Origin of the sequence: Psychrobacter sp. ASPA161_6 (assembly GCF_051970285.1) — a bacterium.
Lineage (GTDB): Bacteria > Pseudomonadota > Gammaproteobacteria > Pseudomonadales > Moraxellaceae > Psychrobacter > Psychrobacter glaciei.
Genome location: NZ_JBEFNJ010000003.1, coordinates 155,604 through 180,009 on the forward strand (window position 1 = coordinate 155,604; position 24,406 = coordinate 180,009).

Annotated in this window: 17 protein-coding genes and 1 pseudogene; 12 read left to right on the forward strand and 6 right to left on the reverse strand. The window is 45.0% G+C overall.

Annotated elements, in window-relative coordinates:
• Positions 1 to 143 precede the first annotated feature (143 nt).
• Positions 144 to 1,247: a chorismate synthase gene (gene aroC, locus ACTQ9T_RS09880; protein ID WP_413190252.1), complete on the reverse strand. Its 1,104-nt coding sequence runs from the start codon at positions 1,245 to 1,247 to the stop codon at positions 144 to 146.
• A 76-nt stretch (positions 1,248 to 1,323) separates the two neighbouring features.
• On the reverse strand, positions 1,324 to 2,490 hold the full coding sequence (gene prmB, locus ACTQ9T_RS09885) for a 50S ribosomal protein L3 N(5)-glutamine methyltransferase (RefSeq protein WP_352310922.1): 1,167 nt from the start codon (positions 2,488 to 2,490) through the stop codon (positions 1,324 to 1,326).
• A 354-nt stretch (positions 2,491 to 2,844) separates the two neighbouring features.
• Here prmB and ACTQ9T_RS09890 point away from each other — a divergent pair, with 354 nt between their 5' ends.
• Positions 2,845 to 4,212, forward strand: a complete 1,368-nt coding sequence (locus ACTQ9T_RS09890) for a L,D-transpeptidase family protein (protein WP_440464949.1) — start codon at positions 2,845 to 2,847, stop codon at positions 4,210 to 4,212.
• A gap of 202 nt (positions 4,213 to 4,414) precedes the next feature.
• On the opposite strand, the gene ACTQ9T_RS09895 is transcribed toward ACTQ9T_RS09890, so the two are convergent.
• Positions 4,415 to 4,627 carry a hypothetical protein gene (locus ACTQ9T_RS09895; protein ID WP_189584363.1) on the reverse strand — a complete coding sequence of 71 codons (213 nt, stop codon included), beginning with the start codon at positions 4,625 to 4,627 and terminating at the stop codon, positions 4,415 to 4,417.
• 310 nt (positions 4,628 to 4,937) lie between these two features.
• Between ACTQ9T_RS09895 and ACTQ9T_RS09900 the strand changes: the two genes are divergently transcribed.
• The 5 genes and pseudogenes from ACTQ9T_RS09900 to ACTQ9T_RS09920 all read left to right on the forward strand — a co-directional run bounded on the left by ACTQ9T_RS09900 (position 4,938) and on the right by ACTQ9T_RS09920 (position 12,160).
• The gene (locus ACTQ9T_RS09900; protein WP_440464950.1) at positions 4,938 to 6,653 is read left to right on the forward strand and encodes a DUF389 domain-containing protein; all 1,716 of its coding nucleotides are present in this window, start codon (positions 4,938 to 4,940) and stop codon (positions 6,651 to 6,653) included.
• A gap of 169 nt (positions 6,654 to 6,822) precedes the next feature.
• Entirely contained in the window at positions 6,823 to 9,495 is a 2,673-nt protein-coding gene (gene alaS, locus ACTQ9T_RS09905; protein ID WP_440464951.1) for an alanine--tRNA ligase, read from the forward strand.
• Between the two features lie 309 nt (positions 9,496 to 9,804).
• Positions 9,805 to 11,091: an aspartate kinase gene (locus ACTQ9T_RS09910; RefSeq protein ID WP_189584354.1), complete on the forward strand. Its 1,287-nt coding sequence runs from the start codon at positions 9,805 to 9,807 to the stop codon at positions 11,089 to 11,091.
• A gap of 325 nt (positions 11,092 to 11,416) precedes the next feature.
• Positions 11,417 to 11,584, forward strand: a pseudogene (csrA, locus tag ACTQ9T_RS09915) (carbon storage regulator CsrA); the annotation flags it as partial.
• Positions 11,585 to 11,785: 201 nt separating this feature from the next.
• Entirely contained in the window at positions 11,786 to 12,160 is a 375-nt protein-coding gene (locus tag ACTQ9T_RS09920) for a HopJ type III effector protein (protein WP_010199421.1), read from the forward strand.
• A gap of 104 nt (positions 12,161 to 12,264) precedes the next feature.
• On the opposite strand, the gene ACTQ9T_RS09925 is transcribed toward ACTQ9T_RS09920, so the two are convergent.
• Both ACTQ9T_RS09925 and ACTQ9T_RS09930 read right to left on the reverse strand, forming a co-directional pair.
• A complete protein-coding gene (locus tag ACTQ9T_RS09925; RefSeq protein ID WP_010199419.1) occupies positions 12,265 to 12,576 on the reverse strand; it encodes a YeaC family protein in 312 nt (103 codons plus the stop codon).
• 38 nt (positions 12,577 to 12,614) lie between these two features.
• A complete protein-coding gene (locus ACTQ9T_RS09930; RefSeq protein ID WP_010199415.1) occupies positions 12,615 to 13,619 on the reverse strand; it encodes an NAD(+) kinase in 1,005 nt (334 codons plus the stop codon).
• A 298-nt stretch (positions 13,620 to 13,917) separates the two neighbouring features.
• Here ACTQ9T_RS09930 and ACTQ9T_RS09935 point away from each other — a divergent pair, with 298 nt between their 5' ends.
• The gene (locus ACTQ9T_RS09935) at positions 13,918 to 14,640 is read left to right on the forward strand and encodes a Bax inhibitor-1/YccA family protein (protein WP_010199412.1); all 723 of its coding nucleotides are present in this window, start codon (positions 13,918 to 13,920) and stop codon (positions 14,638 to 14,640) included.
• Positions 14,641 to 14,744: 104 nt separating this feature from the next.
• Here ACTQ9T_RS09935 and ACTQ9T_RS09940 read toward each other — a convergent pair whose 3' ends face one another.
• The gene (locus ACTQ9T_RS09940) at positions 14,745 to 17,594 is read right to left on the reverse strand and encodes a heavy metal translocating P-type ATPase (protein ID WP_440464952.1); all 2,850 of its coding nucleotides are present in this window, start codon (positions 17,592 to 17,594) and stop codon (positions 14,745 to 14,747) included.
• A gap of 404 nt (positions 17,595 to 17,998) precedes the next feature.
• On the opposite strand from ACTQ9T_RS09940, the gene mrcB reads away from it, so the two are divergent.
• From mrcB to ACTQ9T_RS09965, 5 genes are all read left to right on the forward strand, one after another.
• On the forward strand, positions 17,999 to 20,476 hold the full coding sequence (gene mrcB / locus ACTQ9T_RS09945) for a penicillin-binding protein 1B (RefSeq protein WP_352310908.1): 2,478 nt from the start codon (positions 17,999 to 18,001) through the stop codon (positions 20,474 to 20,476).
• A 33-nt stretch (positions 20,477 to 20,509) separates the two neighbouring features.
• Positions 20,510 to 21,361, forward strand: a complete 852-nt coding sequence (locus ACTQ9T_RS09950) for a tetratricopeptide repeat protein (protein WP_440464953.1) — start codon at positions 20,510 to 20,512, stop codon at positions 21,359 to 21,361.
• A gap of 202 nt (positions 21,362 to 21,563) precedes the next feature.
• Positions 21,564 to 22,490, forward strand: coding sequence for a 50S ribosomal protein L11 methyltransferase (prmA, locus tag ACTQ9T_RS09955; RefSeq protein WP_352310904.1), 927 nt, complete (start codon positions 21,564 to 21,566; stop codon positions 22,488 to 22,490).
• 197 nt (positions 22,491 to 22,687) lie between these two features.
• Positions 22,688 to 23,836 (forward strand): DUF3426 domain-containing protein, encoded by a 1,149-nt coding sequence (locus ACTQ9T_RS09960; protein WP_440464954.1) that lies wholly within the window; start codon positions 22,688 to 22,690, stop codon positions 23,834 to 23,836.
• 303 nt (positions 23,837 to 24,139) lie between these two features.
• Positions 24,140 to 24,385 carry a helix-turn-helix domain-containing protein gene (locus tag ACTQ9T_RS09965; protein WP_189585244.1) on the forward strand — a complete coding sequence of 82 codons (246 nt, stop codon included), beginning with the start codon at positions 24,140 to 24,142 and terminating at the stop codon, positions 24,383 to 24,385.
• Positions 24,386 to 24,406 lie beyond the last annotated feature (21 nt).

A 24,406-nucleotide genomic window follows, 5' to 3' on the forward strand; every position in this document is an offset into this window, starting at 1 on the left:
CTTTATTAGGGTCTGTTGATCGCGCCCTACGTGTTGAATCGCTCATTTTTAATCTTCCACAAAAAAACCCTTGGTTATTTCTAATAAAATTATCAGAAACAATCAAGGGCTTAAATCTCTAGGATATAATTCGAAAAGCTACCCTAAGTAATCGACTCTACTGGCTGCATCACATCCGCGTTTTGACCGCGATGACGCAGATAGTGATCTAATAAAACAATGGCTAGCATGGCTTCTGCAATGGGCGTGGCACGTACCCCAACGCAAGGGTCATGACGACCTTTGGTGAGCATATCAACCGACTCGCCTTGCGTATTGATACTCTTGCCAGCCGTCGTAATACTAGAAGTTGGCTTAAGTGCAATACTGACACGGATATCTTGTCCTGATGAGATCCCCCCTAAGATGCCACCCGCATGATTGGCAGTAAAGCCGTCTGGCGTCAGCTCATCACGAGAGCTATGACCAAACTGCCCTGCGACTGCCATACCATCACCGACCTCAACGCCTTTGACCGCATTGATACTCATCATCGCATGAGCGATATCTGCATCGAGACGATCGAATACTGGCTCACCCAGTCCAACGGGTACACCACTGGCGATAATCTCTAAACGTGCGCCACAGCTAGTGCCTTCGCGGCGTAGGTTATCTATCAAAGTCTCAAAGCGACTGACAGCATCGGCATCCGCACAAAAGAACGGGTTACTATTTACAAAGTCCCAATCGATTTTGCTAGGTTCTAGGATATTGCTGTACTCATTGCCAATTTGGGTGACATGACCACGGACTTGCACACCCAAGCGTTCTTGTAGATATTTCTTAGCGATAGCACCTGCCGCCACACGCATCGCAGTCTCACGCGCTGAGGAGCGCCCGCCACCACGATAATCACGAAAACCATACTTCATACTATAAGTATAATCGGCGTGACCGGGACGGAAGGTATCTTTTATTTCGCTATAGTCTTTGGATTTTTGATTGGTATTACGAATCAGCAGGCCAATAGACGTGCCAGTTGTCTTACCCTCAAACACACCAGAGATAATCTCAACTTCGTCAGACTCGCGGCGCTGGGTCGAGTACTTAGACGTACCCGGTTTACGGCGATCTAGATCAATCTGCAAATCCTCTGCGGATAATGCTAAACCCGGTGGTACGCCATCGACGATTGCCATGAGACCAGCACCATGCGACTCACCGCACGTGGTAACCGTAAAAACTTGCCCAATACTATTGCCTGCCATATTTATCCTTAAACAAGTAAACGCAACTTATGCTAATTTGACCCATTATTTATAATTATTGACTGCCAGTCTAGACCTATTGATGACTGTCTAACATCTGCACAAAAGGAGCAAACAGCTGACGATGTGCCATTAGCTCATCATAGGTAATCGCAAACACACCATGACCGCCATGAGCAAACTTCAACCAGTCAAACTGAATCTCGGGATAGGCTTGCTTTAGTGCCCATTCGCTATCGCCCACTTCACAGACAAGTAGACCTTCTGGGCTTAGGTAATCTGGTGCTTCAAAAAGAATGCGATGTACCAGATCCAGTCCATCTTGACCTGCCGCTAATGCGTGCTCAGGCTCGTATAAAAACTCAGGTGGTAAATCTGCCATGATGGCAGCATCGACATACGGAGGATTGGTAACGATAAGCTCATATTGATTTTCAGCAGGAATCTTGGCAAACAGATCCGACTCAATCACATTCACTTGATGACCAAGATCATGGTGATCTACATTGACCATCGCCACTTCAAGCGCACCTTTATCAATATCCACGGCATCGACCAATGCATCGACGAAACGTGTTGCAATCGCAATCGCAATACAACCAGAACCCGTGCATAAGTCTAAAACACGCTCAGGCTGTGATAGTTGCTTAATATCTAAACCATGATCGTAAAAAGCGGTTGCCTGATCGTTGACATTTATACCCAATGGCTTGGCCAGCTCATTGGTATCAAAGTACGGATGGAACTGCTGACGAATCAGCTCTGCCACAGGTGAACGCGGAATCAAAACTCGCTCATCGACATAAAAAGGCAGGTCACAAAAGTACGATAAATTAATCAAATAGCTCAAAGGCTTACGCTCAGCGATACGCTCTTCTAGCAAGCTCAGTACCACTTGCTTCTCTGATGTGGTCAACCGGCAGTCTAGAATCTGCTCATTCGCCGACCAATCTAACGACAAAGAATGCAATACTATCGCCGATGCTTCAGCAAACTCATCAGTCGTTCCTTGAGCCACGACCACATCGTAATTGCGAAGCTGAGTAACCGAAAAACGTATAAAATCGCGAATACTGACCAGCTGCTCGCGTGCTTCTTCGAGCTCTGCAGGCAAATTGGCAAATTGATCGTCTTCACCGAGAAGCCCAGTCTCTGAATCAAATACCATACCACCCTCTAGACCATCGTCGTTGAGGTACTGATTTTGAAACTCTTCTGCGCTCATTGTTTGGTCTTCTGACATATCGCACCTTGCTGGTTACATGTCCACTGACGACATGCGGGTAAGTTAAATTGCTCTTTATAATGAGCTGACTTATTAAATAAGAATCTAGCCAACCATTATAGACGCAAACGCTAGATAGCGCCAATCACTGTGCTTTTTAGTGTAAAAAAACAGCATATATAACAAGTGACTTACGTTAAAATCCAGCAAAACTTCATACATACCATGGCTAAATTATTGCCCAACTGTAGTGAATACGTCAGCAGTTGACGTTTAGCACCCTACGGACATAAAAATATGTGTCAAAAGTTTGCGAAGCTTATTAATTATGCGCATAATAGCTTCATTAGTAGCAACCACAAGTAACTCAATATGATGAAAATAAAACCGCTTATTACTGCCATCGTTGTCGTTAGCGCCAGTGCTACTGCATTTGCTGCTACCGCTGACAGTACTCGCACATTGCCAGTACGTACCGCTGACTCAATGCCTAGTATCGCCAAGAAAGTCAGCCTTAATGTGCAAGAGAGTCGCGCTCCTGTCACTGCCGCAAAACCAGCTGACCGCATGACGCAATTGATTGATTCAAAGCAAAAGACTAAGCCGTCAGCGCCAGCAGCCACTGCTGATAACATGAGCGCAGAAGAGCTGACCCGTAAGGATGAGCAATCTGACAAAACTGACGATATGAGCGAAGGTCAGGCCGTTGCCGCCCCTAGCGATGTCTCGTCTATTGACTCATCTGACCCTTTAGCTTTTGAATTGCCTGACAGCGAAAAACGTCAAGACTTCAGTGATGACCCTACCATCAAAAACATCGAAGACAAAGATGGCAAAAGATATACCACGCTAAACTTGTCCAACTACGCCACACAAGTCAACGATGCTGTTTGGTCACCAAGCATGAAGGTCAACTCAGCGATGACTATTAAGATGCAGGCATTGCTCGATTGGAACCATGCTTCTCCTGGTCCTATCGATGGCGGCTGGGGTATGAACAGCAAAAAAGCCCTGATCAACTTCCAAACCATGAAAGGCTTGCCAGCAACCGGAAAAATGGATCAAAAAACTTGGAATGCCTTGGTTAAAAACATCGCTCCTAATAAGCCGGTGCTAGTGACTTATACGCTGACTGAGGATGATATAAAAACCAACTTCGCGGCCACTCCTTCTGGTTCAGAAGCAAAGTCAAAAATGAAAGGCTTGTATTACCAAGATATCAAAGAGATGCTGGGTGAGCGCTTCCACATGGACGTACGTTATTTAGACAAGCTCAATAAAAATAAAACGTATACCGCTGGTGAGACAATCACCGTATTGAATACTCGTGAAAAGCTCAATCAACGTATCAATCGCGTGGTTGCCAATAAAGCAGACAAAACGCTGTACGCTTACAATGATGATAAACTGGTTGCCACTTACCCAACGACTGTTGGTAGTGATGCCACACCATCACCAAAAGGTACATTTAAAATCATCAATAAAGTCAAAATGCCTTGGTATAAAGCAACCGTTGGCGAAGGTGCTCAAAAGAAAATTCATATGTTACCGCCTGGACCGAACAATCCAGTAGGTGTGGTATGGATGGGAATGTCTAAACCTTCTTATGGCTTACATGGCTCACCAGTACCTGAAGGTATCAGTCGCCAAGGGTCAGCAGGTTGTGTACGTTTGACCAACTGGGATGTGTTAGAGGTTTATGCCAATATCGAAAACGGCGCAACTGTTGTCCTTAACTAAATTGGCTTAACGACGAATGTACCACTCGTATTCGTCGATTGAATAAGCAATCAGAAATACTAAACAAAAAAGACCCTCTTGGTAGGGTCTTTTTTTATGGCTAAATTTCACCAAACACTGACACATTATTCATAAATCAGCAGAAAAAATATCAATGTAAAATATAGTCAAGGAATTTTAGAATCGCCCATCGTGCTGCGCCTTATACTTTGTAACCTTCCTCGTTACCAGTAATGCTGCCGACTTTTTTGGTGAAAAATAACCCTGCAGGAATAGAGCACAAAATACCCGCTGCTACTGCCATTTGGATATGGGGTATCTCATTGAACCCTGTAACCAAGGCGCCAATCATAAAGACACCAATGGTAACTGTTGAGGCGATTGCATAGATGACAGAAAATAATGGCCAGTTCATAATTTATTCCTCATTTTTGTTGTGGATATACTACCTTTATACACTAAACCCACAAAAAAAGTAAGTATTTAATTAAAACCTTCAAGCCAGTTATATCGGGTGACCTAGCATAAAGACCCTAATATAATTAAGGATTTATCTACGATATTATTTATCGTAAAAAATAGTAAAAAATATTGCTTTTACCAGCTATCAGTTGATTTTATATCTGCTTATTTCCCGCCTGCCTAGTCGTAAAAAACTCATACGCTTTTCTAAATTTATCATTACAATAGTGACTTTCTGTCCTTCTCTAAGAAAGTTTTCCGCTATGACCTTATCTCATAAACAGTTACCCGTTGAGTCAGCAACGACAAAAGATGCCTCAGACGAGATTGACCTTCAACAGGCATCAGAGTCTGTTGCTCATACAAATGTGACTGATGAAACTGCAAATAGTGAAGCTTTAAATAGTGAAAATTTAACGAATCCTGAAAGCGACATTGAGCAAGACGGTATCGAGCAAAAGAACCTAGGTGCACAGCCTCCTGAACCTAAAGTAACGATGGAATCGCTTGGACCGGATGTGGTGATTGCGAGCGTTGAAACATCGGAGCCAGAAACCCAAGCGTCTGCCGACATGGAGAAAACAGAAGTCGGCGCGTCAAATGCTGATGATGCAGAAAAGCAAGGTACTGAAAATGGTCAGGAGACGCTAGTTGATGAAGCCACAGTTGAAGCAGAGGATACTAACGATTCTGCGGCGCTGAATACTGCTAGCAAAGCCAGTCATAATGAACCGACAGCAGATGCAACTCATTCCAAGACAGACGAAAACATGTCCGTAGAAAATACGAATGTAGAAAACATCAATGACGCCAACGCTGAGCCAGATAAAGACCCTGCTGTAAAGGCGCAAGATAATGATGATGAGGAAAAGGACGAAGTCAAAGAACAAAAAGAAGCCAAACTAGAGTCTTATAAGCAATTTGTCGCTGAGCAATTTAATAATCAAAAGGTAGACTATCCAGAAGTACGCGTCAGAATTGAAGCAAATGCGCTGCCCAGCAAAATGTATTTCATCATGAACATACTTTCTGCCATCATCGCCAGTTACGGGCTAGTGACCAATTCAGCCGCTGTCGTCATTGGTGCGATGTTGGTCGCCATGATGTTAGGTCCGATCACAGGAGTGGCGCTAGCGATTATCGATCACCGTATGCCATTGCTACGTAAGTCGCTCTTTACCGTCATTATCGGTGTCTCACTGGTCGTATTGGTCGGTTTCATCGTTGGTTGGCTGCACAAAGATCAACCGTTGACGACAGAGATATTATCGCGTACCCAGCCCACTTCCATGGACTTAATGATTGCCTTAGCGGGTGGTACCGCTGGTGCTTATGCGATGGTGTCACCGCACTTATCAGTCGCCGTCGTGGGTGTGGCAGTCGCCACGGCCTTAGTGCCACCTCTTGCCGCCAGTGGTATTTTATTTGCCAATAGTGAGATTCAGCTTGGCTTTGGTGCCCTACTGTTGGCCATTACCAACATTATTGCCATCCAATTTACCAATGCGCTTGTGTTGTGGGTTTTAGGTTTTCGCCGTTTGGTGAAGGACGATTATAAATCCAATACTTATCTGACTTTTTTGCAACGTAATGCCGTGACTTTGCTGTTGTTAGCAGGATTGGGTACTTATCTGACTATCAACCTACAAACCAATGCCAAGCAACAAGTCTTTGAAAGCAGTGTCAAAGAGGCGATCAATAGCTACTTTATTGACAAAGGTAATGTACTGACCAACACCCAGTTCGATACGGCGGAAAAAAACCAGATCGTTCGTGCTGTTATTCGCGGTGAGACCACTCCAAGCTCCTACGATGTCCGCCAAATTGAAGCCGCTATTACCCAAGACATGGCGGAAAATTTCCCTGATTATTTACCGATCAAAATACAATTACGCTACTTGCCGGTGCAAGTAATTGAATCGGATCCATTGATACAAGACAAACTCGACAAGACCGATGCGGCGATTTTGACCAATTAGCTTTTATACGCTACCAAAACCATTGACTATCTAGAGACGCAGAATAACGCAGCAGTTGTAACTCTTGTACCAAGAGCTTAGGCGTTTGTGCTAAAATCGCTTGCAAAATTATTTAATCCTTTTTTATATTAAAGCCATCTTTAATCCCATCCGTCAGTAAGGAGCCGCTGTGAGCCAGCCATTTCGCTCAGCCGATATTCGTCAAGCTTTTATCGATTTTTTTATAAGCAAGCAGCATACCCCTGTTTCTTCGTCTAGTTTGATTCCACATAATGACCCGACATTGCTGTTTACCAATGCCGGTATGAATCAGTTTAAAGAAACCTTTTTGGGTATGGAACCACGTGACTATACACGTGCGGTGACCTCGCAAAAGTGCGTACGTGCTGGCGGTAAACACAATGATTTGGACAATGTCGGCTATACCGCCCGTCATCATACTTTCTTTGAAATGCTTGGCAACTTCTCCTTTGGTGATTATTTCAAGCAAGCAGGTATTGAATACATTTGGGAGTTTTTGACGTCAGATAAATGGCTAGCGATTGATAAAGACCGCTTGTATGTCACTATCTATGAAACCGATGACGAAGCCTTTGATATTTGGAATAAGAACATCGGTATTCCAAGTGAGCGCATTATCCGTATTGGCGATAATAAAGGCGCGCCTTACGCATCAGATAACTTTTGGACGATGGGCGACACTGGTCCTTGTGGCCCTTGTACCGAAGTCTTTTATGACCACGGTGCCGATATCGAAGGTGGCTTGCCTGGCACGCCTGAAGAAGATGGCGATCGCTATATCGAGATTTGGAACTGCGTATTTATGCAGTTTAACCGTCAAAAGGACGGCACCTTATTGCCGCTACCAGCCCCAAGCGTCGATACTGGCATGGGGCTTGAACGCATTAGTGCCATCATGCAAGGCGTGCATGGCAACTATGAGATAGATTTATTCACTCATTTGATGGATGCTGCTGCTGAGATTTTAGAGATTGATAATGAGCAACAATCATCCTTAAAAGTCATCGCAGATCATATTCGTGCCGTTTCATTCTTAATCGCTGATGGCGTCATGCCAAGTAACGAAGGGCGTGGCTATGTACTGCGCCGCGTGATTCGCCGCGCCGTACGTCATGGCAATAAACTGGGCGCTGATAGTGACTTTTTCTACAAGATGGTCGCGCCACTCGTGGCTGAAATGGGCACAGCCTACCCTGAGCTAAAAGACAAACAAAGCGTCATCGAAAACGCCATTCAAAAAGAAGAAGCACAGTTTGCTAAAACCTTGGCGCAAGGTCTGCGTTTGCTTGCCAGCGAACTTGAAGGGTTACAAGATGGCGATACGCTCTCTGGTGAAGCCGCCTTTAAGCTCTATGATACGTATGGTTTCCCGCTTGATTTGACCGCTGATATCACTCGTGAGCGTGGTATTGCTATTGATGAAACGGAATTTGACGAGCATATGCAAGCACAACGTGAGCGTGCGCGTGATGCTGGCAAATTCGATGTCGATTACAGCAGCGTTATCCAAGTAGAGACGCCAACGACATTCATCGGCTATGAGCAGCTTGAAGAAGATGGCGTGACTGTTGACGCGCTTTATCAAGACGGCAACCCAGCAGACAGCTTGACGGAAGGTATGGAAGGCGTTGTGGTACTTGATCGCACACCATTTTACGCTGAAGGTGGTGGTCAAGTTGGTGAGCTTGGTGAGATTCGTACCGCATCAGGAGTCTTTGAAGTACAAGATACCAAAAAATCGGGGCAAGCCATCATTCACTATGGTGTTGTGACCATGGGCGACATTAGCACTAAGCAAACCGCTGAAGCACAAGTACTCTCTAGCATCCGTGCGGCCAGTGCCAAAAACCACTCAGCCACGCATCTATTGCATGCAGCGCTAAGAGAAGTATTGGGCGACGCGGTCACGCAAAAAGGCTCATTGGTTTCAAGCGAAGTCTTACGTTTTGACTTCTCTTATGACAAGCCCGTTAGTACTGCTGAAATCAGCCGTATCGAACGTCTCGTCAATGAACAAATCCAAGCCAACACTCCTGCTCGTATTGAAAATATGTCGATTGATGACGCCATGAAAAACGGTGCAATGGCATTATTTGGCGAAAAGTACGGCAGTGACGTTCGCGTACTGACCATGGGTACAGACACTATCGTTGATGGTCAACGCAAGCCCTTCTCTATCGAGCTATGTGGTGGCTTACATGTACAGCGTACTGGTGATATCGGTGTGCTTAAAATTACCAGCGAATCAGGTATTGCAGCTGGTATCCGCCGTATTGAAGCCGTCACTGGCATGAATGCGGTCAAAAACATTCAGCAAAGCGAACAGCAATTAAGCGAGCTTGCCAGTCAGCTTAAAGTAAAACGCCCTGAGGTCGCCCAGCGTGTCCGTACCATGGCAGATAAGCAACGTGATCTAGAAAAACAACTAGAGCGTTTGCAGCAAAAAATAGCCAGCGCCCAAGCTGCCAACTTACTCGACGACGTACAGACTATCGCAGGTACGCCAGTTCTTATCAGTACCTTAAGCGGTGTTGATGGCAAATCGATTCGTACGCTGATGGACGATATCAAGTCAAAACTGCCTGATAGCGTCATTGTATTAATTGGTGACAAAGATGACCAGTTAGCGCTAGCAGCTAGCGTAGCGAAGTCTGTCACTGCTAAAGTGAAAGCCGGTGACATCATTCGTCATTTGGCGGGTGAGCTTGGTGGTAAAGGCGGCGGTAAGCCTGACTATGCACAGGGCGGCGCACCGAAATCTGGTAACAGTGCAGCGGTTATCAATGCGCTACCTGCTTGGATTGAATCCCAGCTTAGCTAATCTGGCAAAACACGGAGCTTCACGCTGATCTATAACGCATAGAATACGTGATTGGTTATAACCATTATAACCAATCGCCATATATCTAAGCAGTACTGAGACTTAAAGTTACGCTGTAGATATGGTATAAAGGTCGACGTTTGAAGATATTACTCATTCACTGAGGTTGAAGCAAATACCACTATATGAATGAAAGACATAGGGCGTAACTCTTATAATCTGGCTTTATCTATATAAACATTGACGAGTATCATGTTGACTCTTATCGATGATAATAAAAGGTCATTATTGAATAATAGGTAGATTTTTATGGCGTTAATAGTACAGAAGTATGGCGGCACCTCGATGGGCAGTATCGACCGCATCAAAAACGTCGCGAAACGAGTCAAACGCTGGCATGACAATGGTCATCAAGTGGTTGTTGTGGTCTCTGCCATGAGCGGCGAAACCAACCGTTTGATTGATCTGGCCCGCCAAATTAGCTCTCAGCCTGACCCTCGTGAATACGATCAAATGGTCTCAACGGGTGAGCAGGTTTCTATCTCACTGCTGGCCATGGCAATTAAAGAGCTTGGTATTGGCGCCCGTTCATTTACTGGTCGTCAAGTGCCGATCAGGACCGATAGCTCGCACAACAAAGCGCGTATCGAAAGTATCGACGACAAAAACATACGCGAGCAGCTGGATGCTGGCAATATCGTCATTGTGGCAGGCTTTCAAGGTATCGACGACGAAGGCAATGCAACCACACTAGGGCGCGGCGGCTCTGATACGACAGGCGTTGCGATTGCAGCGGCTTTGGGTGCTGATGAGTGTCAGATTTATACCGACGTCGATGGCGTCTATACCACTGATCCACGCGTTACCTCAAAAGCCAAAAAGCTTGAAAAAATCACCTTTGAAGAAATGCTTGAGATGGCAAGTCTTGGTTCTAAAATTCTACAGATTCGTTCGGTAGAATTCGCTGGTAAATACGGCGTGCCACTGCGTGTACTCTCTAGCTTTGATGAAAATACTGACGGCAGCTTTGACCAAGAGTTTCAAGACAACGTGGGCACCCTAATTACGATAGACGAAGGAGATAATATGGAACAGGCAATCATCTCAGGCATCGCATTCAACCGAGACGAAGCAAAAATTCTAGTACGCGGCGTGCCTGACCACCCTGGCATCGCTTCTGCTATCTTAAGCCCAATTGGCCGTGCCAATATCGAAATCGATATGATTGTCCAAAACCTTTCGGATAATGGTACCACCGACTTTACCTTCACAGTTAATCGCACTGATTTGGACAAGACGCTAAAAGTGCTTAATGAAGAAGTCAAAAATGAGATTGGTGCAAAAGAGATATCAGGCAACAGCGAAGTTGTTAAAGTCTCATTGGTTGGCGTTGGCATGCGCTCACACGCAGGTGTTGCCAGCCTAATGTTCCAAACCTTAGCCGAAAACAACATCAATATTCAAATGATATCGACCAGCGAAATCAAAGTATCTGTGCTGATTCAAGACCAACACTTGGAAAAAGCCGTTAAGTCATTACACACCGCATTTGGCCTTGATCGTGAAGACGGTGAAAGCAAAATCGCTGGGCTATAAATGCTATAACGAGCACATGCAAGAGTTAATAGTTATCAATTAAATAGGGTCTTATTAGACCCTATTTTTATTTTTTATTATTGCTCTGGTTCGTATATAGCTAATAGTTTTGTGAAAACCCGTGACAGTATCTGTTATGCCCCCTATAATGGGGCTTTCATTTGGGCTAAATGAATCTACCTATCATTACCGCTATTCGCCTAACTTTAGACATAGTAGCTTGTAAGTTAAATACAAGAGATGTCTAGTGCGATGGTAATGTCCTGCAATTGAGATGTAATCTGATGAGTAATAATCTGTTGATGCGACATAAGGAGTGTGACGCATGTTAATTTTGACACGCCGCGTGGGCGAAACGTTAATGATTGGCGACGAGGTCAGTGTGACTGTCTTGGGCGTTAAAGGCAATCAGGTGCGTATCGGTGTTAATGCACCAAAAGACATTGCCGTACACCGCGAAGAAATTTATCAACGTATTCAGCATGAGCGTTCTGTACAGTCGCAAATGCAGCATCTTGAGCAAGGCAGTTTTGCGCCTTCATTTGATGACGAAGACTATTTCAATCGCTAAGCTATAACAGTTAACGCTTAATCAATAATTATTATTGAATATATATAAGCATTATATTTTTATAAGCAGTGTACACAAATACTGTATTTTTGATTTTTCAATCTGCTCTGAGGTCATTTATTTATGAGTATCCGCCAATCAGACGTATCGGCTCTACTTAATGGTTTGAATAAAAAAGCCATTGGATTCAATGATGTCATCAGTTTTATTGATGATTTTTATCGCTATGCGCCTGCTCCTTTCGTTAATGGTATGGTGCATAATGCAGCGGGTGAAAATGAAGGTAGTGCGAAGATTTTCGGTTTTGCTAAGCACCATGGTCTGAATCAGTTGGACACGCTAAAGCTATTCGGCGAGCACTATGCCAAGGTTCAAGCGACGCCTAACGGTACTGACCACGCCAATATCCGCAACTTTTTACATTGGGGTTGGCAAGGGTTTTTGATGCAAAAAAATCCATTGACCGTTCGCCCTAGTGTTGATACCACTGCACTTTAATTATTTTTGAGCATGCAAAAAAGCCACGCTATTATATAGCGTGGCTTTTTTATTGAGCGACTACTGCTGTGATTAGCGATACTCTTGCTTATTTATCACAAAGCTTATTTATCAAGAAATTTAACCGGCTGAATAGCACCTTTAGGATTGGGCATATTGGGATAATGATGCTCATGCTCCACATCACATTCAGCACCGACGATGGAGCCATTGTCTTTTACGGGTTTATGAATATAACCGGTACGCTCGGCAGCAGGTAGATGCTCATGTTCCCAAACCATCACTGCTTGCATACAGGTGTCGCGCTGCTCAGCCGTTAATTTGCGACCATCTGGCCATTTGCCAAGCTCAATAGCCATACGAAATTTATCGACCATGTCAGGCGTTAGTGTTGCTAATATTGTTTGCTTGTCCATCTTACTCTCCGCTACTATTTTTTATACGACAACTGCTTTTATTCATCATCCATAATATCATCATCGATATCAAGACTGAATTCTTCGGCATGGACATTCCAGTGTAATTTAGTACGGCAGGCTTCATAAAAATCAAACCCTGGTGGATGCAGTAGCGTCAGCTTATCAGGGTGCTTACGAATATAAAGCCGCTGCTCTTGATCGAGCGGTATGCTTGGTTTGCCATCTGCACTGACCATCGGTTGCGTGCGATTGTCCTCATGGATACGAATACAAACTTCGCTATTACCACTGACCACAATTGGACGGCTGGATAAGGTATGCGGGTGCATAGGTACTAAACATATCGCATCCATACTCGGATGGATAATAGGCCCACCACCAGAGAGTGCATAGGCTGTCGAGCCAGTAGGCGTCGCAACAATCAAGCCATCGCTATGTTGCCTATAGACATCATGACCATCAATTTTCAGTTGAAAATCAATCATATGTACCGACTTACCCGCATGCAATACGATGTCATTGAGCGCCATGTCTTCATGGATAATGTTGCGCCCTTCTCGTATCTCCATCGTCAGTAGAAACCGATGATCCAACTGATAATCGCCCATCAATACTTGACGTAGCTTAAAAGCCGCTTCATCAGGTTTGACATCGGCCAAAAAGCCAAGACGACCACGGTTGACGCCCAACACAGGTACGCGATAACGTGCCAGTGCTTCAGCAGCATGCAATATAGAGCCATCACCACCGACGACGATGACCAAATCACAAATCTCACCAATCAAGCTACGCTTAACGATTTTGACTTTTTCGATCTCAGTGAGATCCAAGGTTGGTAGATGGGCGGTTTGCATGTCCATTATCAAGGTGAGATTCATCTCATTGATCGTTTGGGCAATCTGCACCAGACTTTGGGTGACGCTGCGCTTGCCTGCGCGCCCCATTAGCCCAATACGCCGAAACGCAGGGTTTTTGATGGCGTGGAACAGCTCTGATTCATGTAAGTGTGGCAATCTTTCGGACTGCGCGGAGTTTTCCATAAAACGACTCGGAATAACGGTAAAGTACAGAGTAATGATAGCGATAAATGAGCGCTTAAACTAGCATGTTTTATCAATTATCGTTGTTAACTGTCGTAATCGACCCCATATATCTACCATTACACGCCCCTTTATAGCGTGTTTACAGCGCTACTGAGCATCAATGCCTATCAAACACAAATAAGTCATACCGTAGCTGCGTCAGGCCTCGACAGCCGTCACGTAAACACAGTTGACAATAACAGAGCTTTTGCTAAAGTAGCAGTAATTTATATCATTTTTAATTAAGGACATATGTATGGCCAATCCTATTGTCAGTCGCGCAGAGCTTGCGATCGGCGGTCAGCCGATGACCGTCAAAGGTGTCATCCAAAAGACCAGCTTGTTGCTTGGTTTATCTGCTATCACTGGTATCGGCTTTTTCTTTTATGCGCTAATGGCAGGTCTATCACAAAGCTTTATTACCATGGCAGCCTTCGGTAGTATGTTTGCCGCTTTTGGTCTCGCGATTTTTATCACTTTTAAACCGCAAAAGGCCAAAACTTTTGCCGTCCCTTATGCACTCTTAGAAGGTATCTTCTTAGGCGGCATCTCGCTATTCTTTATGAGAATGTATCCAAGCGTGCCAGTGACTGCAATGTGTGCAACCTTTGTGACAGCAGCCGTTATGCTAGGGCTATATCGCTCTGGTCTCGTTAAGGTAACGCAGAAATTCCGCTCTATCGTCACCTCAGCGCTTATTGCCATCATGCTCGTTTATGTTGCGCAGTGGGTACTTTCTTTAGCGTTCGGTTCGAGCTTACCTTTCTTATTTGAAGGTGGCGTTATCGCTATTGGCTTCAGTTTGTTCGTGATTGTTATCGCTTCTTTTACGCTATTACTTGATTTTGATAACATTGATCGCGGCGTAGCAGCTGGTATTTCTGAAGACTACGAATGGTTATTTAGTATCGGTATTCTTGCGACGCTAGTATGGATGTATATCGAATTTATGCGTCTGCTCAGCTACCTACAAGACTAATGTAAAACCTATCTAATAATAATGACACATAAAATAAAAAACCGTCTTTTGCTAAAGGCGGTTTTTTTATGGGTGAAACTAAAGTAAATACTATTTATAGAATACTAAGCGCGTTTTAGACGCAGCGCATTTAATACCACGAATAACGAGCTCAATGACATTCCGATGGCGGCAAGCCAAGGCGGGACATAACCGAACGCGGCAGGCAATAATACGATACTGTTATAAGCCAGTGCCCAGCGGAAGTTTTGTTTAATGATACGTTCCGTTTTATCCGCGATACGCTTGGCAGCTGTAATGGCTTCAATCTGTCCATTAAGGATGATGCTATCGCTTGACACCTGCGCCAAATCTGCTGCGCCAGCAATCGAAGTCGACACATCTGCTGCTGCCAACACGGGCGCATCATTAATGCCATCACCAACCATCAGCACGACTGACCCTTGTGCTTGCAGCTGCTGGATATGATTGACCTTATCCGTTGGTGACAGACCATTATATGCCGACTGCATGCCCAAACTCTCCGCCATGACCAGCGCCTGTGGACTGGGGTCGCCCGTCAGCATCACAGACTCAATCCCTAAGTCTTTGAGCGTATCCAGCATTGAGCGGGCGTTATCACGCACTTTATCGCTAAAGTAAAAACACGCCAGTGCTTGCCATGTGCTTGAGGAGCTTGTTTGACAAGACAACACAACCGCTGAGCTGGCACGATGGCTGAGTAAATCAATCGTTAAATTATTGTCTGCATTTTCATCAGTGGCGCTTTTATCCAAAGCAAAATCCACATGACCAATACGATATAGAACGCCATCAATCATGGCTTCTACCCCGCCTGCTGGATAATGCTGCAAGGCTTGAGTGGGTGGCAAATGTAATTGATAAGCGGCAGTCAGTAGCGCATGAGCAATCGGATGGCGACTGCCTACTTCTAAGGCCGCGGCTATGCCTAAAAAACGGTCTTTTTGCAAAGGCAACGCGCTTGAGTCAGCGTTTTCATTTTGGCTGACCGGTTTTATTGGCTCAATGTTCAGTAAGTTTGGCTTGCCATAAGTCAATGTCCCTGTCTTATCAAAGGCCACATGAGTAATCTCTGCTAAAGTTTGCAGCGTATGACCACGCGTGGTCAAAAATCCATAGCTGGCCAATCGATTGGTGGAGACAGTCAAAGCAATCGGCGTGGCTAGTGACAGCGCGCAAGGACAAGTAGCGACCAATACCGCGACCGTTGCCCAAATAGCTTGGCTTGGATCAACGATGTACCAGCCGATAAACACCAATGCTGACAACACTAAAATCCGCGCCACAAACCAACGAGCCAGCTTATCCGCTTGCTGTGCCAGTTTGGGCTTTTCACTCATGGCACGGTTCATCAGCCGATCAATTAATCCAATCTGACTGTCTTCTGGCAGTGCCGTGACCAGCATCTCAAACGGCTGACTGTCGTTTTGCGCGCCGCCGACGATATAGTCGCCTTGGGTCTTGATGATTAAATCACCCTCACCCGTCAGCAGACTTTGGGAGACGGTCGCAGTTGGACTAAGCAAAATACCATCGCTGATAATCTCAGACCCAGCCTCAACCATGATGATATCACCCACTTGTAAGCTTTGAGCGGTCACCATCTGTTTTTGTTCTGCGCCATACGCTGGCTTTAATAAATCTGGCTTTGATGAGTCTAGCCTTGATAGGTCTGGTTGACGGCTGGTTTGTTGCCAGTCTTGAGCTATACGATTGGTTATTTGATGGACATTGGCGTCCATACTCTGCATAAAATTGGGCGTGTACTTCGTCGGAGCACTTGCCACAGCGCTGATTGGACTTTTAACACCTGTCTCATGAACTGCCTGATTAATAGCACTCGTATCTACTTTACCAAAAGCATTTTGCTGTAACTGCTGCAAAATGAGCGCAGCGTCTTCTTTATTTTCAGCAGTTTTTTGTACTAAAACTGGCTCCACCACTACTAAGTCATTGGCCATCGTCGCCGCTTTTAGACGGGCATTATGCTCGATATAACGCCCTGCCAATAAGAAGAAAATAAACATGCTGACCGAATCATAATAGGTTTGACCATGTCCAGTAATGGTGGCGTACAAACTGGCGAAAAAAGTGACAATCAAGGCGATACTGACCGGTACATCCATATTGACTTGGTGCGCGCGAACTGCCGACCATGCAGAAGTAAAGAACGGTATGCCCGCATAAAAGAACACGGGAATACTGACGAATAACGACACCCAACGCAAAAAGTCGCGCTGTAATATCAACATCCCGCTATATTCACCAAAATATAATGCGACCGCATACATCATTGCTTGCATCGCGCCAAGAGCAGCAATTCCTAGGCGTAGCAGCATCTTGTTATTGTGCTTAGCCAGCATTGCTTCATGGGTGTCTTGACGGTAAGGCTTGGCTTCATAGCCAATTTCATTGATAACGGCTAGAATACGGCTGATAGGCAGCTTACTCTCGTCCCAAATGACGCGCATACGCTGATTGGTCAAATTGACCTGACACTTACTGATGCCATCAATCTCATAAAGACGCGATTCGATGAGCCACGTACAGGCAGCACAGCGTAAATTATTAACGGACAATTCCGCCACCGACAGGCCATCTTGAGCATAAACGAACTGTGACTTTATCTCATCATGATCATAGGCTTCGAGGCGCGTCAGCTGGGTGGGAAGGCTTGCGGTACGATTGATTTCAGAGCGATCAAGATAATATTGCTCAAGCCCAGCTTCAACGATGCTTTGGGACGCCAACTGACAACCCATGCAGCACATCTCACGGGATTTACCCAATATATCGGCATAAAATGGCGGCTGCGGCACTGGATCACCGCAGTGAAAACAATGACCAGCAAGGGGCAGCACCAACCCTTCTGTGATAGAGTTGTCTTCATAATGATGGCTGGAGGTTGGCATTGGTGAGGGGGCACTAGACATAATCGCGCTTACTTCCTTTAGACAGGTTTGCTCGAACCCAATTCGCTTTGAGTAAACTTGCTATCATCAAACGTGCTTACTTTTACTTAAAACAGCTATTTTAAATAGGTTCGGCACTGCTAGCACAGAGGGAGAATCAACCGCTAATTCATACAAAAAACATCGTTAGAATAATCGTAAATTGTTATCTTATATGGCATCCACAGAGCAAATTAAAAGCGCGCTGTGTTTTCGTATAAACATAGCCGTCAACAGATCGATTATACTATAAGCCAGTGCTGTGAGTAGTATAACCCCTCACAGTGTAATCCCAATGAATGCCTGCGTTGATGATGATAGATTGAAAAATTTGTCAATTTGCGTCATTATGAGGCAGTTTTTTATCCCTAAATGGTGCATCATCCGTGCAAAAATATAATTCTAAGCTACCAAACGCCAAGCTCTCTTCGCCATCTACGCCTTCTGTCAGCACGCTACCCTCTCAGCAGCGCGGCTTGGTGTTTAGTAGTATTTTATTAATTGTCATTATTGCTGGCATGGTGCTACTGGCGCTGTATTTGATCAAGCTCGATCGCACCATTACCCACAAGTTCGAAGGTAAGCGTTGGGATATTCCTGCCAAGGTATACTCGCAGCCGCTTGAGCTTTACCAAGGTGCCAATGTCGATAACAGCACGATTAAGACATGGCTTGAGCTGCTTAATTATCAAAGCAATAAGGCGTATGATCGCACTGGTACTTATCGTAAGTCCGGCAATACTTATTTTATCCATACCCGCGGTTTTACCTATAGCTCTAGCGATATAGACACTGAGCAAGTCATCAAAATGACGATTGCCGGTAATAAAATTGAGTCGATTCAAAGCACTTTACCAGCTAAGAGCGGCATTATTCGCCTTGAGCCAGTTAGTATCGGTGGCATTTACCCAGACAGCAATGAAGATCGTATGGTCGTCTCTTTAGATGAGGTGCCACAGCCATTGATTGATGCGTTAATAGCCACAGAAGATCGCGGGTTTTATGAGCATAAAGGGGTATCGATACGCGGTATCGCTCGTGCGGTCATCAATAACTTCTCTGGTGGCTCTAGACAAGGTGGTTCAACCATCACCCAGCAGCTGATTAAAAACTTCTATCTGAATTCAGATCGCACCCTAAAACGCAAAGCCAATGAAGCCTTAATGGCTGTGCTACTTGAGCTCCATTATAGCAAAGATGAAATTCTGCAAACGTATCTGAACGAAATTTACTTAGGACAAAACGGCAACCGCTCTATCAATGGTTTTGGTTTGGCAGCACAGTTTTATTTTAACCAACCCTTGAACGAGCTGCGTTTAGATCAGCAAGCCTTACTTGTCGGTATGGCAAAAGGCCCAAGTGTCTATAATCCACGTCGCCATCCAAACGATTCAAAAGCACGTCGTAACATTGTTCTTAGCAACATGCTAGAGATGGGTACGCTCAGTCAAGCAGACTATGATAAAGCCATAGAGAGATCGCTGGGTATCGTTGATAAGCCCGTTGAAGGCAAAAGCCAGTTTCCTGATTTTCTCGATATCGTCAAACGTGAATTGAATACCGTCTATTATTCTGATGACCTCAAAAACGAAGGTCTGACGATTATCAGTACGCTCGATCCTATTGCCCAACTAGCTGCTGATAAAGCAGTCGATAAAAAACTGGGCGAGCTACGTCGTAGTAGCAGCAAAACCAAAGACTTACAAGGGGCTTTGGTCAGTGCGAATCCAGAGACTGGCGAGCTGGTCTCCGTAGTCGGTAGCGGCAGTGAATTTACCGGTTTTAACCGTGCTGTCGATGCCAAACGTCAAGTCGGTTCTTTGTTAAAGCCAATCATTTATATGACAGCGCTCGAAAGTGGTCGCTATAATTTGGCGAGTTCCGTCGATGATTCACCGATTACGGTCAATCTAAATGATGGTACGAAATGGAATCCAAAAAACTATGACAATCGCGATCATGGTTATGTCCCCTTTACCACCGCTCTGTCTCAGTCTTATAACCAAGCAGCGGTACGCTTAGGCATGGAATTTGGGATCAATACTTTTGCCAAGCAGCTACAGCGTATGGGTATTAAAGAGAAAATATCACCCTATCCTTCTGCTTTGCTAGGTTCTGTCAATCTTAGCCCCATGGATATGCTTGGTATCTATCAAGTATTTGCTACGGGTGGCTTTCGGACGCCCATTCACAGCATTCGTAGTGTCATTGATGATCGCGGTCGTATTTTACAGCGTACAGGACTTAATACGCAGCGTAGCATTCCACCTGAGACTAACTTTTTGACCAATTACGCGCTACAGCAAGTGGTCGCCAGCGGAACGGCTAAACGAGCACAATCACTTGGTAGTAACCTAAATCTCGCGGGTAAAACAGGCACCACAAACGATTACCGCGATGCTTGGTTTGCTGGTTACAGTGGTAACTATGTCAGCGTGGTTTGGGTCGGTCGTGATGATAACAAACCAATTGGTCTGAGCGGCGGTACGGGTGCATTACCAGTATGGGTCGACTATATGAGTCGCTTAAAGTTGACACCGGTATCACTACCTGAGCCTGAAGGTATTGAGTGGTTATGGCTTGAAAACAATTCTGGCAAGCTGTCGAATGAGCGCTGTGCTGATGCACGCTATCTACCAGTGATGTCTGCGCATTTACCCGAAGAAGCCAGCAGTTGCGCCATTGGGTTGTATCAACAAGATAGCGCTCGAGAACAGAGTGAGCAAGGCGCTATCAATCAGCAACGCCGCCGCGAAGGCTTAGACATTCCAAATGGCGAAGCCGTTGATACTGACAACCAAAATGATAGTGATGCGCAGAACGGTGCTGACACTTGGTACGACCGTGCGGTTGAATGGTTCTAAAATTGTTTTTAAAACTTAAAAGAGGGTTCTAACATGGTGTCATCTATACAGCAGAGCGTATCCGTCAAGCAATACTTTATGCGCGCGGCTAAAAAAACCACGCTAGTGAACTCTGCCCTTGCTGTCAGTGCGCTCGTCAGCATGATGAGCTTGAGCGCCTGTCAGACGGTGCCTAATGCGACGAACACAACGCCTGTTCAAACGGTGCCCGCAACGCAAAATCCAAAAGCACCCTCATCGGTTACCAATATAACGCCTGCGACTCAAGCACCAATCATTGATAGCAGGGGTTACGAAAATGATGACGAAAATAAGAACAACTATCCTGTTGACCCTTATACGCCGTCCGAATCATCTGCAGCGACAAACCCATTGACGCAGCAGACCCCAGTATTTACAGAACCTAATATACCGCCTAGTCCCGTATTTACAACGCCCGACGCCGCGATTATTACGCCTTCTCCTGATGACTATATGATATCCGAACTCTCAGTGCCGTCACATAATGAACTGTTGGAGCGCGCGCGCCAAAATTCGCAGCAACGAAGTCAGCAAGTGGCCACTAATAACAGTGATTTGCCAGCATTTCGTAATCTCATGCAAACGGGAATCGGTCAGTTAAAATCAGGAAAATTGACCAGTGCTGAGAGTAGCTTTACCCGTGCCCAGCGACTTGCACCAAAATCCTCGGCAGTATACTTTTATTTGGCACAAGTTGCCCTCAAAAAGAACCAGCCGCGCAAGGCAGAAGCGATGGCGCGCCGTGGTCTTGCCGTCTCGCAAAATGCCAATCGTAGACGGGCACTCTGGCAAGTTATTTTGCAATCAGGACAAGCTCAAGGCAATTCACGCGTAGTCAGCGAAGCAAAGCGAGCATTGCGTTAGTTAATTAGTTAGCATCTAAATGAGCAGGACTGCATTCGCAAGCGTTAAAAGTTCATGGCTGTTAAACACTTATAAAAGTTAAAAGAGCCAAGCAAGGTATGCAAACGGTTAACTTTAAGTAGGCTGCTCATTCGCTATTTACTCCAAGCTGGGATTTATCCAAAACACCCATTCATTTTTACTCTAGATTAAGGTTATCGTTATGGCATGGCAACAACTGCACTTACAATGTGAAAAAGCAAACGTCGATCTCGCCGAGGCATTGTTACTAGAAGCAGGTGCATTATCAATCGCCTTAGACGACGCAGGGGATCAACCCCTCTTTGAGCCATTACCTGGCGAATCACCCTTGTGGGATGAGGTCATTCTGACAGGATTGTTCGATGCCACAACAGACATTGGTAGTCGTCATGCGGTCGAACAGTTAAGTCACGAAATTGGCGCACAGGTACACGCCAGTCGTATTTGGTTAAGTGCGGTAGATGATAAAGACTGGGAACGCGAATGGATGAGCAATTACCATCCTATACCATGTGCCAACAATTTATGGATTGTGCCTAACTGGATAACACCGCCTAATCCTGAGGCGACCAATATCATTATGGACCCTGGTTTGGCTTTTGGTACTGGTTATCATGCCACCACTCGCCTCTGTCTCGACTGGTTAACAGAGCAAGATCTGACCGATAAAATCGTGATTGATTATGGTTGCGGCTCGGGTATTTTGGGCATTGGGGCGTTGTTGTTGGGGGCACGTCACGTTTATGCTGTCGATATCGACCCACAAGCCGTGCTGGCGACCAACCAAAATGCCGTACGCAATCATGTCGATGATCGCTTGCAAGCATTTTTACCAGAGGAGTTTACTGATTATTGGAAACAAAACGACATTAAACCTGTAGAAGTGATGGTCGCCAATATTTTAGCCAAGCCACTGATTGGCTTAGCACCTTACTTTGTCACCTTAATGGCACCAAAAAGTCGTATCGTGTTAGCCGGCTTAATCGAGTCACAAACTGAAGAAGTGACTGCTGCTTATCAACCTTACTTTGCGCTCGATCCGAAGCACGCTTTTACAGCGCAAGAAGACCAACATTGGCAGCGCTTGTCTGGTACATTTACAGGCTAGCAACATGTAATTACATCTGTTACGATAGAGAGGCAGTCAAATGTTATGTGTTTGACGCCACTCTGTCCTGATCTATCACTCATATATGTATCAAGCATTTAACGATGAGTGTTTACTGTGGAAGCCTGAGCGTTGCAGGCAACTATTGGTGAGTGGCTACGCGGTATTGATAACCATACTTTTTTGGATTCGACCCTATGACCACGCCAATAAAAACTCAGTGCCCTCATTGCCAAGCTTGCTTCAAGTTAAAACAGACGCAGTTAAATAAAGTGAATGCAGCCGTCTGCTGCGATCAGTGTCAGCAGAGTTTTTTGGTCAATAGACATCTTATCGTCACCACCGATACGCCACCAAATCCTACAGATAGCACGACAACCAATCCTAATAATAAAAGCAATGCCAAACCATCCAGTAACAAGCCATCTTCAACAGTATTCTCTAATACTTTAATTCATGACGGCTTAATTTATGACGATATGGATATTGAAGAGTCGGATGAAAACAATTTGGAATATGACTCGTTAGCCAGTATGGATGCTTGGCTAAGCAAAGCAGATAACAGCAGTCATACCACTTCGATAACCAGTAAGCAGCACAATAATCTTGATAAAAGTGACGAATCAGCAGCTCAGGTTGCACTTAGTTCAGCCGAAGCTAATAATATTCATGCAAATATTGATGATACGACTGACAACGCATGGCTTGAAGATTTGCTCAAAGAGCAAAACAAAAATGATAATACCGTCCAAGAAGATACGGACTTATCACAGCTATTGCTCAGCATGGGTGTGCCCTTCAAAGACGAAGACCGCACGCATGAAGAGCGGGTCAAAAAAATGGAGGCACAAGCAAAATTCACTCCGACACCAGCGCGACGTTCGATTGCCTCGTTATTGTGGACATTAGGCTGCTTGGTCTTGGGGCTACTGCTTTTTGCCCAGTACGTTATTTTTAATTTGGAAACCTTGGTAAAAAATCCTGCTCATGCGGAACGATTACAAACCCTCTGTACGATCGCTGCTTGCAGCCTACCTAGTGCCGACTTGGCTGCCTTGACAGTCACTGAACTCAGTCACAAACCCAGCCAAATTAAAACAACGGGTACTTTTAGTGAAGTAAGTGCGACGTTAAACAACCAAAGCGTACAAGCACAGCTCTACCCTAGTGTTAAGGTCAGCGTTTACGGTGCAAATGCCCTCCTCGGAGAGTTCATTGCAGCGCCAGATGATTATCTATTGAGCACCCAAAGCCAAATAGCCGCTGACAGTCGCAGACAGTTACTGTTTACGATACCCATTGCCAATGCTCAAATTCGTGAAGTCAGTGTCAATCCCGTTTATTAAGCAAAACTTTAACAAATAGGACTTCATAAGATGATTTTAGATTAAATGATCTTAGTGATGACATTAGTTTCATGGTATCACTAAGATAACGTCTAATCTGTCAGTGCTAGCCGATATTAATTTGTTATAATATTCCTCTAACCCCTATAGTTTGACTCTTTTTAATCCCAAGGACATTATCTTATGGCACCTCATGCACAGCATAATGCCAATCGGTTTGCCCAAAGCTCTGAGCATCTTGCCGATTATAATGACGACAACTATCAGCATTCAATTCACAATTTAGAGCCTTCAGATAACCGTATGAGCCATATCCAGACTCATGAACCTTTACGTGTGAATGTAGAACGCGTGGTACGTCAGTATTTTGTGATGTTGGGTGATGAGATACCTACCGACTTGTATGAGCTCATCTTAAAACAAATCGAAGAGCCACTACTGTCCGTCGTTCTTGAACAAACGCGAGGCAATCAGACCAAATGCGCGCAAATTTTAGGTCTCAATCGTGGTACGTTACGCAAAAAACTCAAAACTTATAACTTGATGTAGCCTCACCTATATGAGCTTATC

What these genes read in the sequence shown, in the direction of transcription:
- aroC (WP_413190252.1), bottom strand. Translation starts at nt 1,247, where the DNA reads ATGGCAGGCAATAGTATTGGGCAAGTTTTTACGGTTACCACGTGCGGT.
- ACTQ9T_RS09965 (WP_189585244.1), top strand. Translation starts at nt 24,140, where the DNA reads ATGAGCCATATCCAGACTCATGAACCTTTACGTGTGAATGTAGAACGC.
- ACTQ9T_RS09925 (WP_010199419.1), bottom strand. Translation starts at nt 12,576, where the DNA reads ATGGACAAGCAAACAATATTAGCAACACTAACGCCTGACATGGTCGAT.
- ACTQ9T_RS09935 (WP_010199412.1), top strand. Translation starts at nt 13,918, where the DNA reads ATGGCCAATCCTATTGTCAGTCGCGCAGAGCTTGCGATCGGCGGTCAG.
- ACTQ9T_RS09940 (WP_440464952.1), bottom strand. Translation starts at nt 17,594, where the DNA reads ATGTCTAGTGCCCCCTCACCAATGCCAACCTCCAGCCATCATTATGAA.
- ACTQ9T_RS09890 (WP_440464949.1), top strand. Translation starts at nt 2,845, where the DNA reads ATGATGAAAATAAAACCGCTTATTACTGCCATCGTTGTCGTTAGCGCC.
- ACTQ9T_RS09950 (WP_440464953.1), top strand. Translation starts at nt 20,510, where the DNA reads ATGGTGTCATCTATACAGCAGAGCGTATCCGTCAAGCAATACTTTATG.
- ACTQ9T_RS09895 (WP_189584363.1), bottom strand. Translation starts at nt 4,627, where the DNA reads ATGAACTGGCCATTATTTTCTGTCATCTATGCAATCGCCTCAACAGTT.
- prmA (WP_352310904.1), top strand. Translation starts at nt 21,564, where the DNA reads ATGGCATGGCAACAACTGCACTTACAATGTGAAAAAGCAAACGTCGAT.
- ACTQ9T_RS09930 (WP_010199415.1), bottom strand. Translation starts at nt 13,619, where the DNA reads ATGGAAAACTCCGCGCAGTCCGAAAGATTGCCACACTTACATGAATCA.
- ACTQ9T_RS09920 (WP_010199421.1), top strand. Translation starts at nt 11,786, where the DNA reads ATGAGTATCCGCCAATCAGACGTATCGGCTCTACTTAATGGTTTGAAT.
- prmB (WP_352310922.1), bottom strand. Translation starts at nt 2,490, where the DNA reads ATGTCAGAAGACCAAACAATGAGCGCAGAAGAGTTTCAAAATCAGTAC.
- ACTQ9T_RS09960 (WP_440464954.1), top strand. Translation starts at nt 22,688, where the DNA reads ATGACCACGCCAATAAAAACTCAGTGCCCTCATTGCCAAGCTTGCTTC.
- ACTQ9T_RS09900 (WP_440464950.1), top strand. Translation starts at nt 4,938, where the DNA reads ATGACCTTATCTCATAAACAGTTACCCGTTGAGTCAGCAACGACAAAA.
- ACTQ9T_RS09910 (WP_189584354.1), top strand. Translation starts at nt 9,805, where the DNA reads ATGGCGTTAATAGTACAGAAGTATGGCGGCACCTCGATGGGCAGTATC.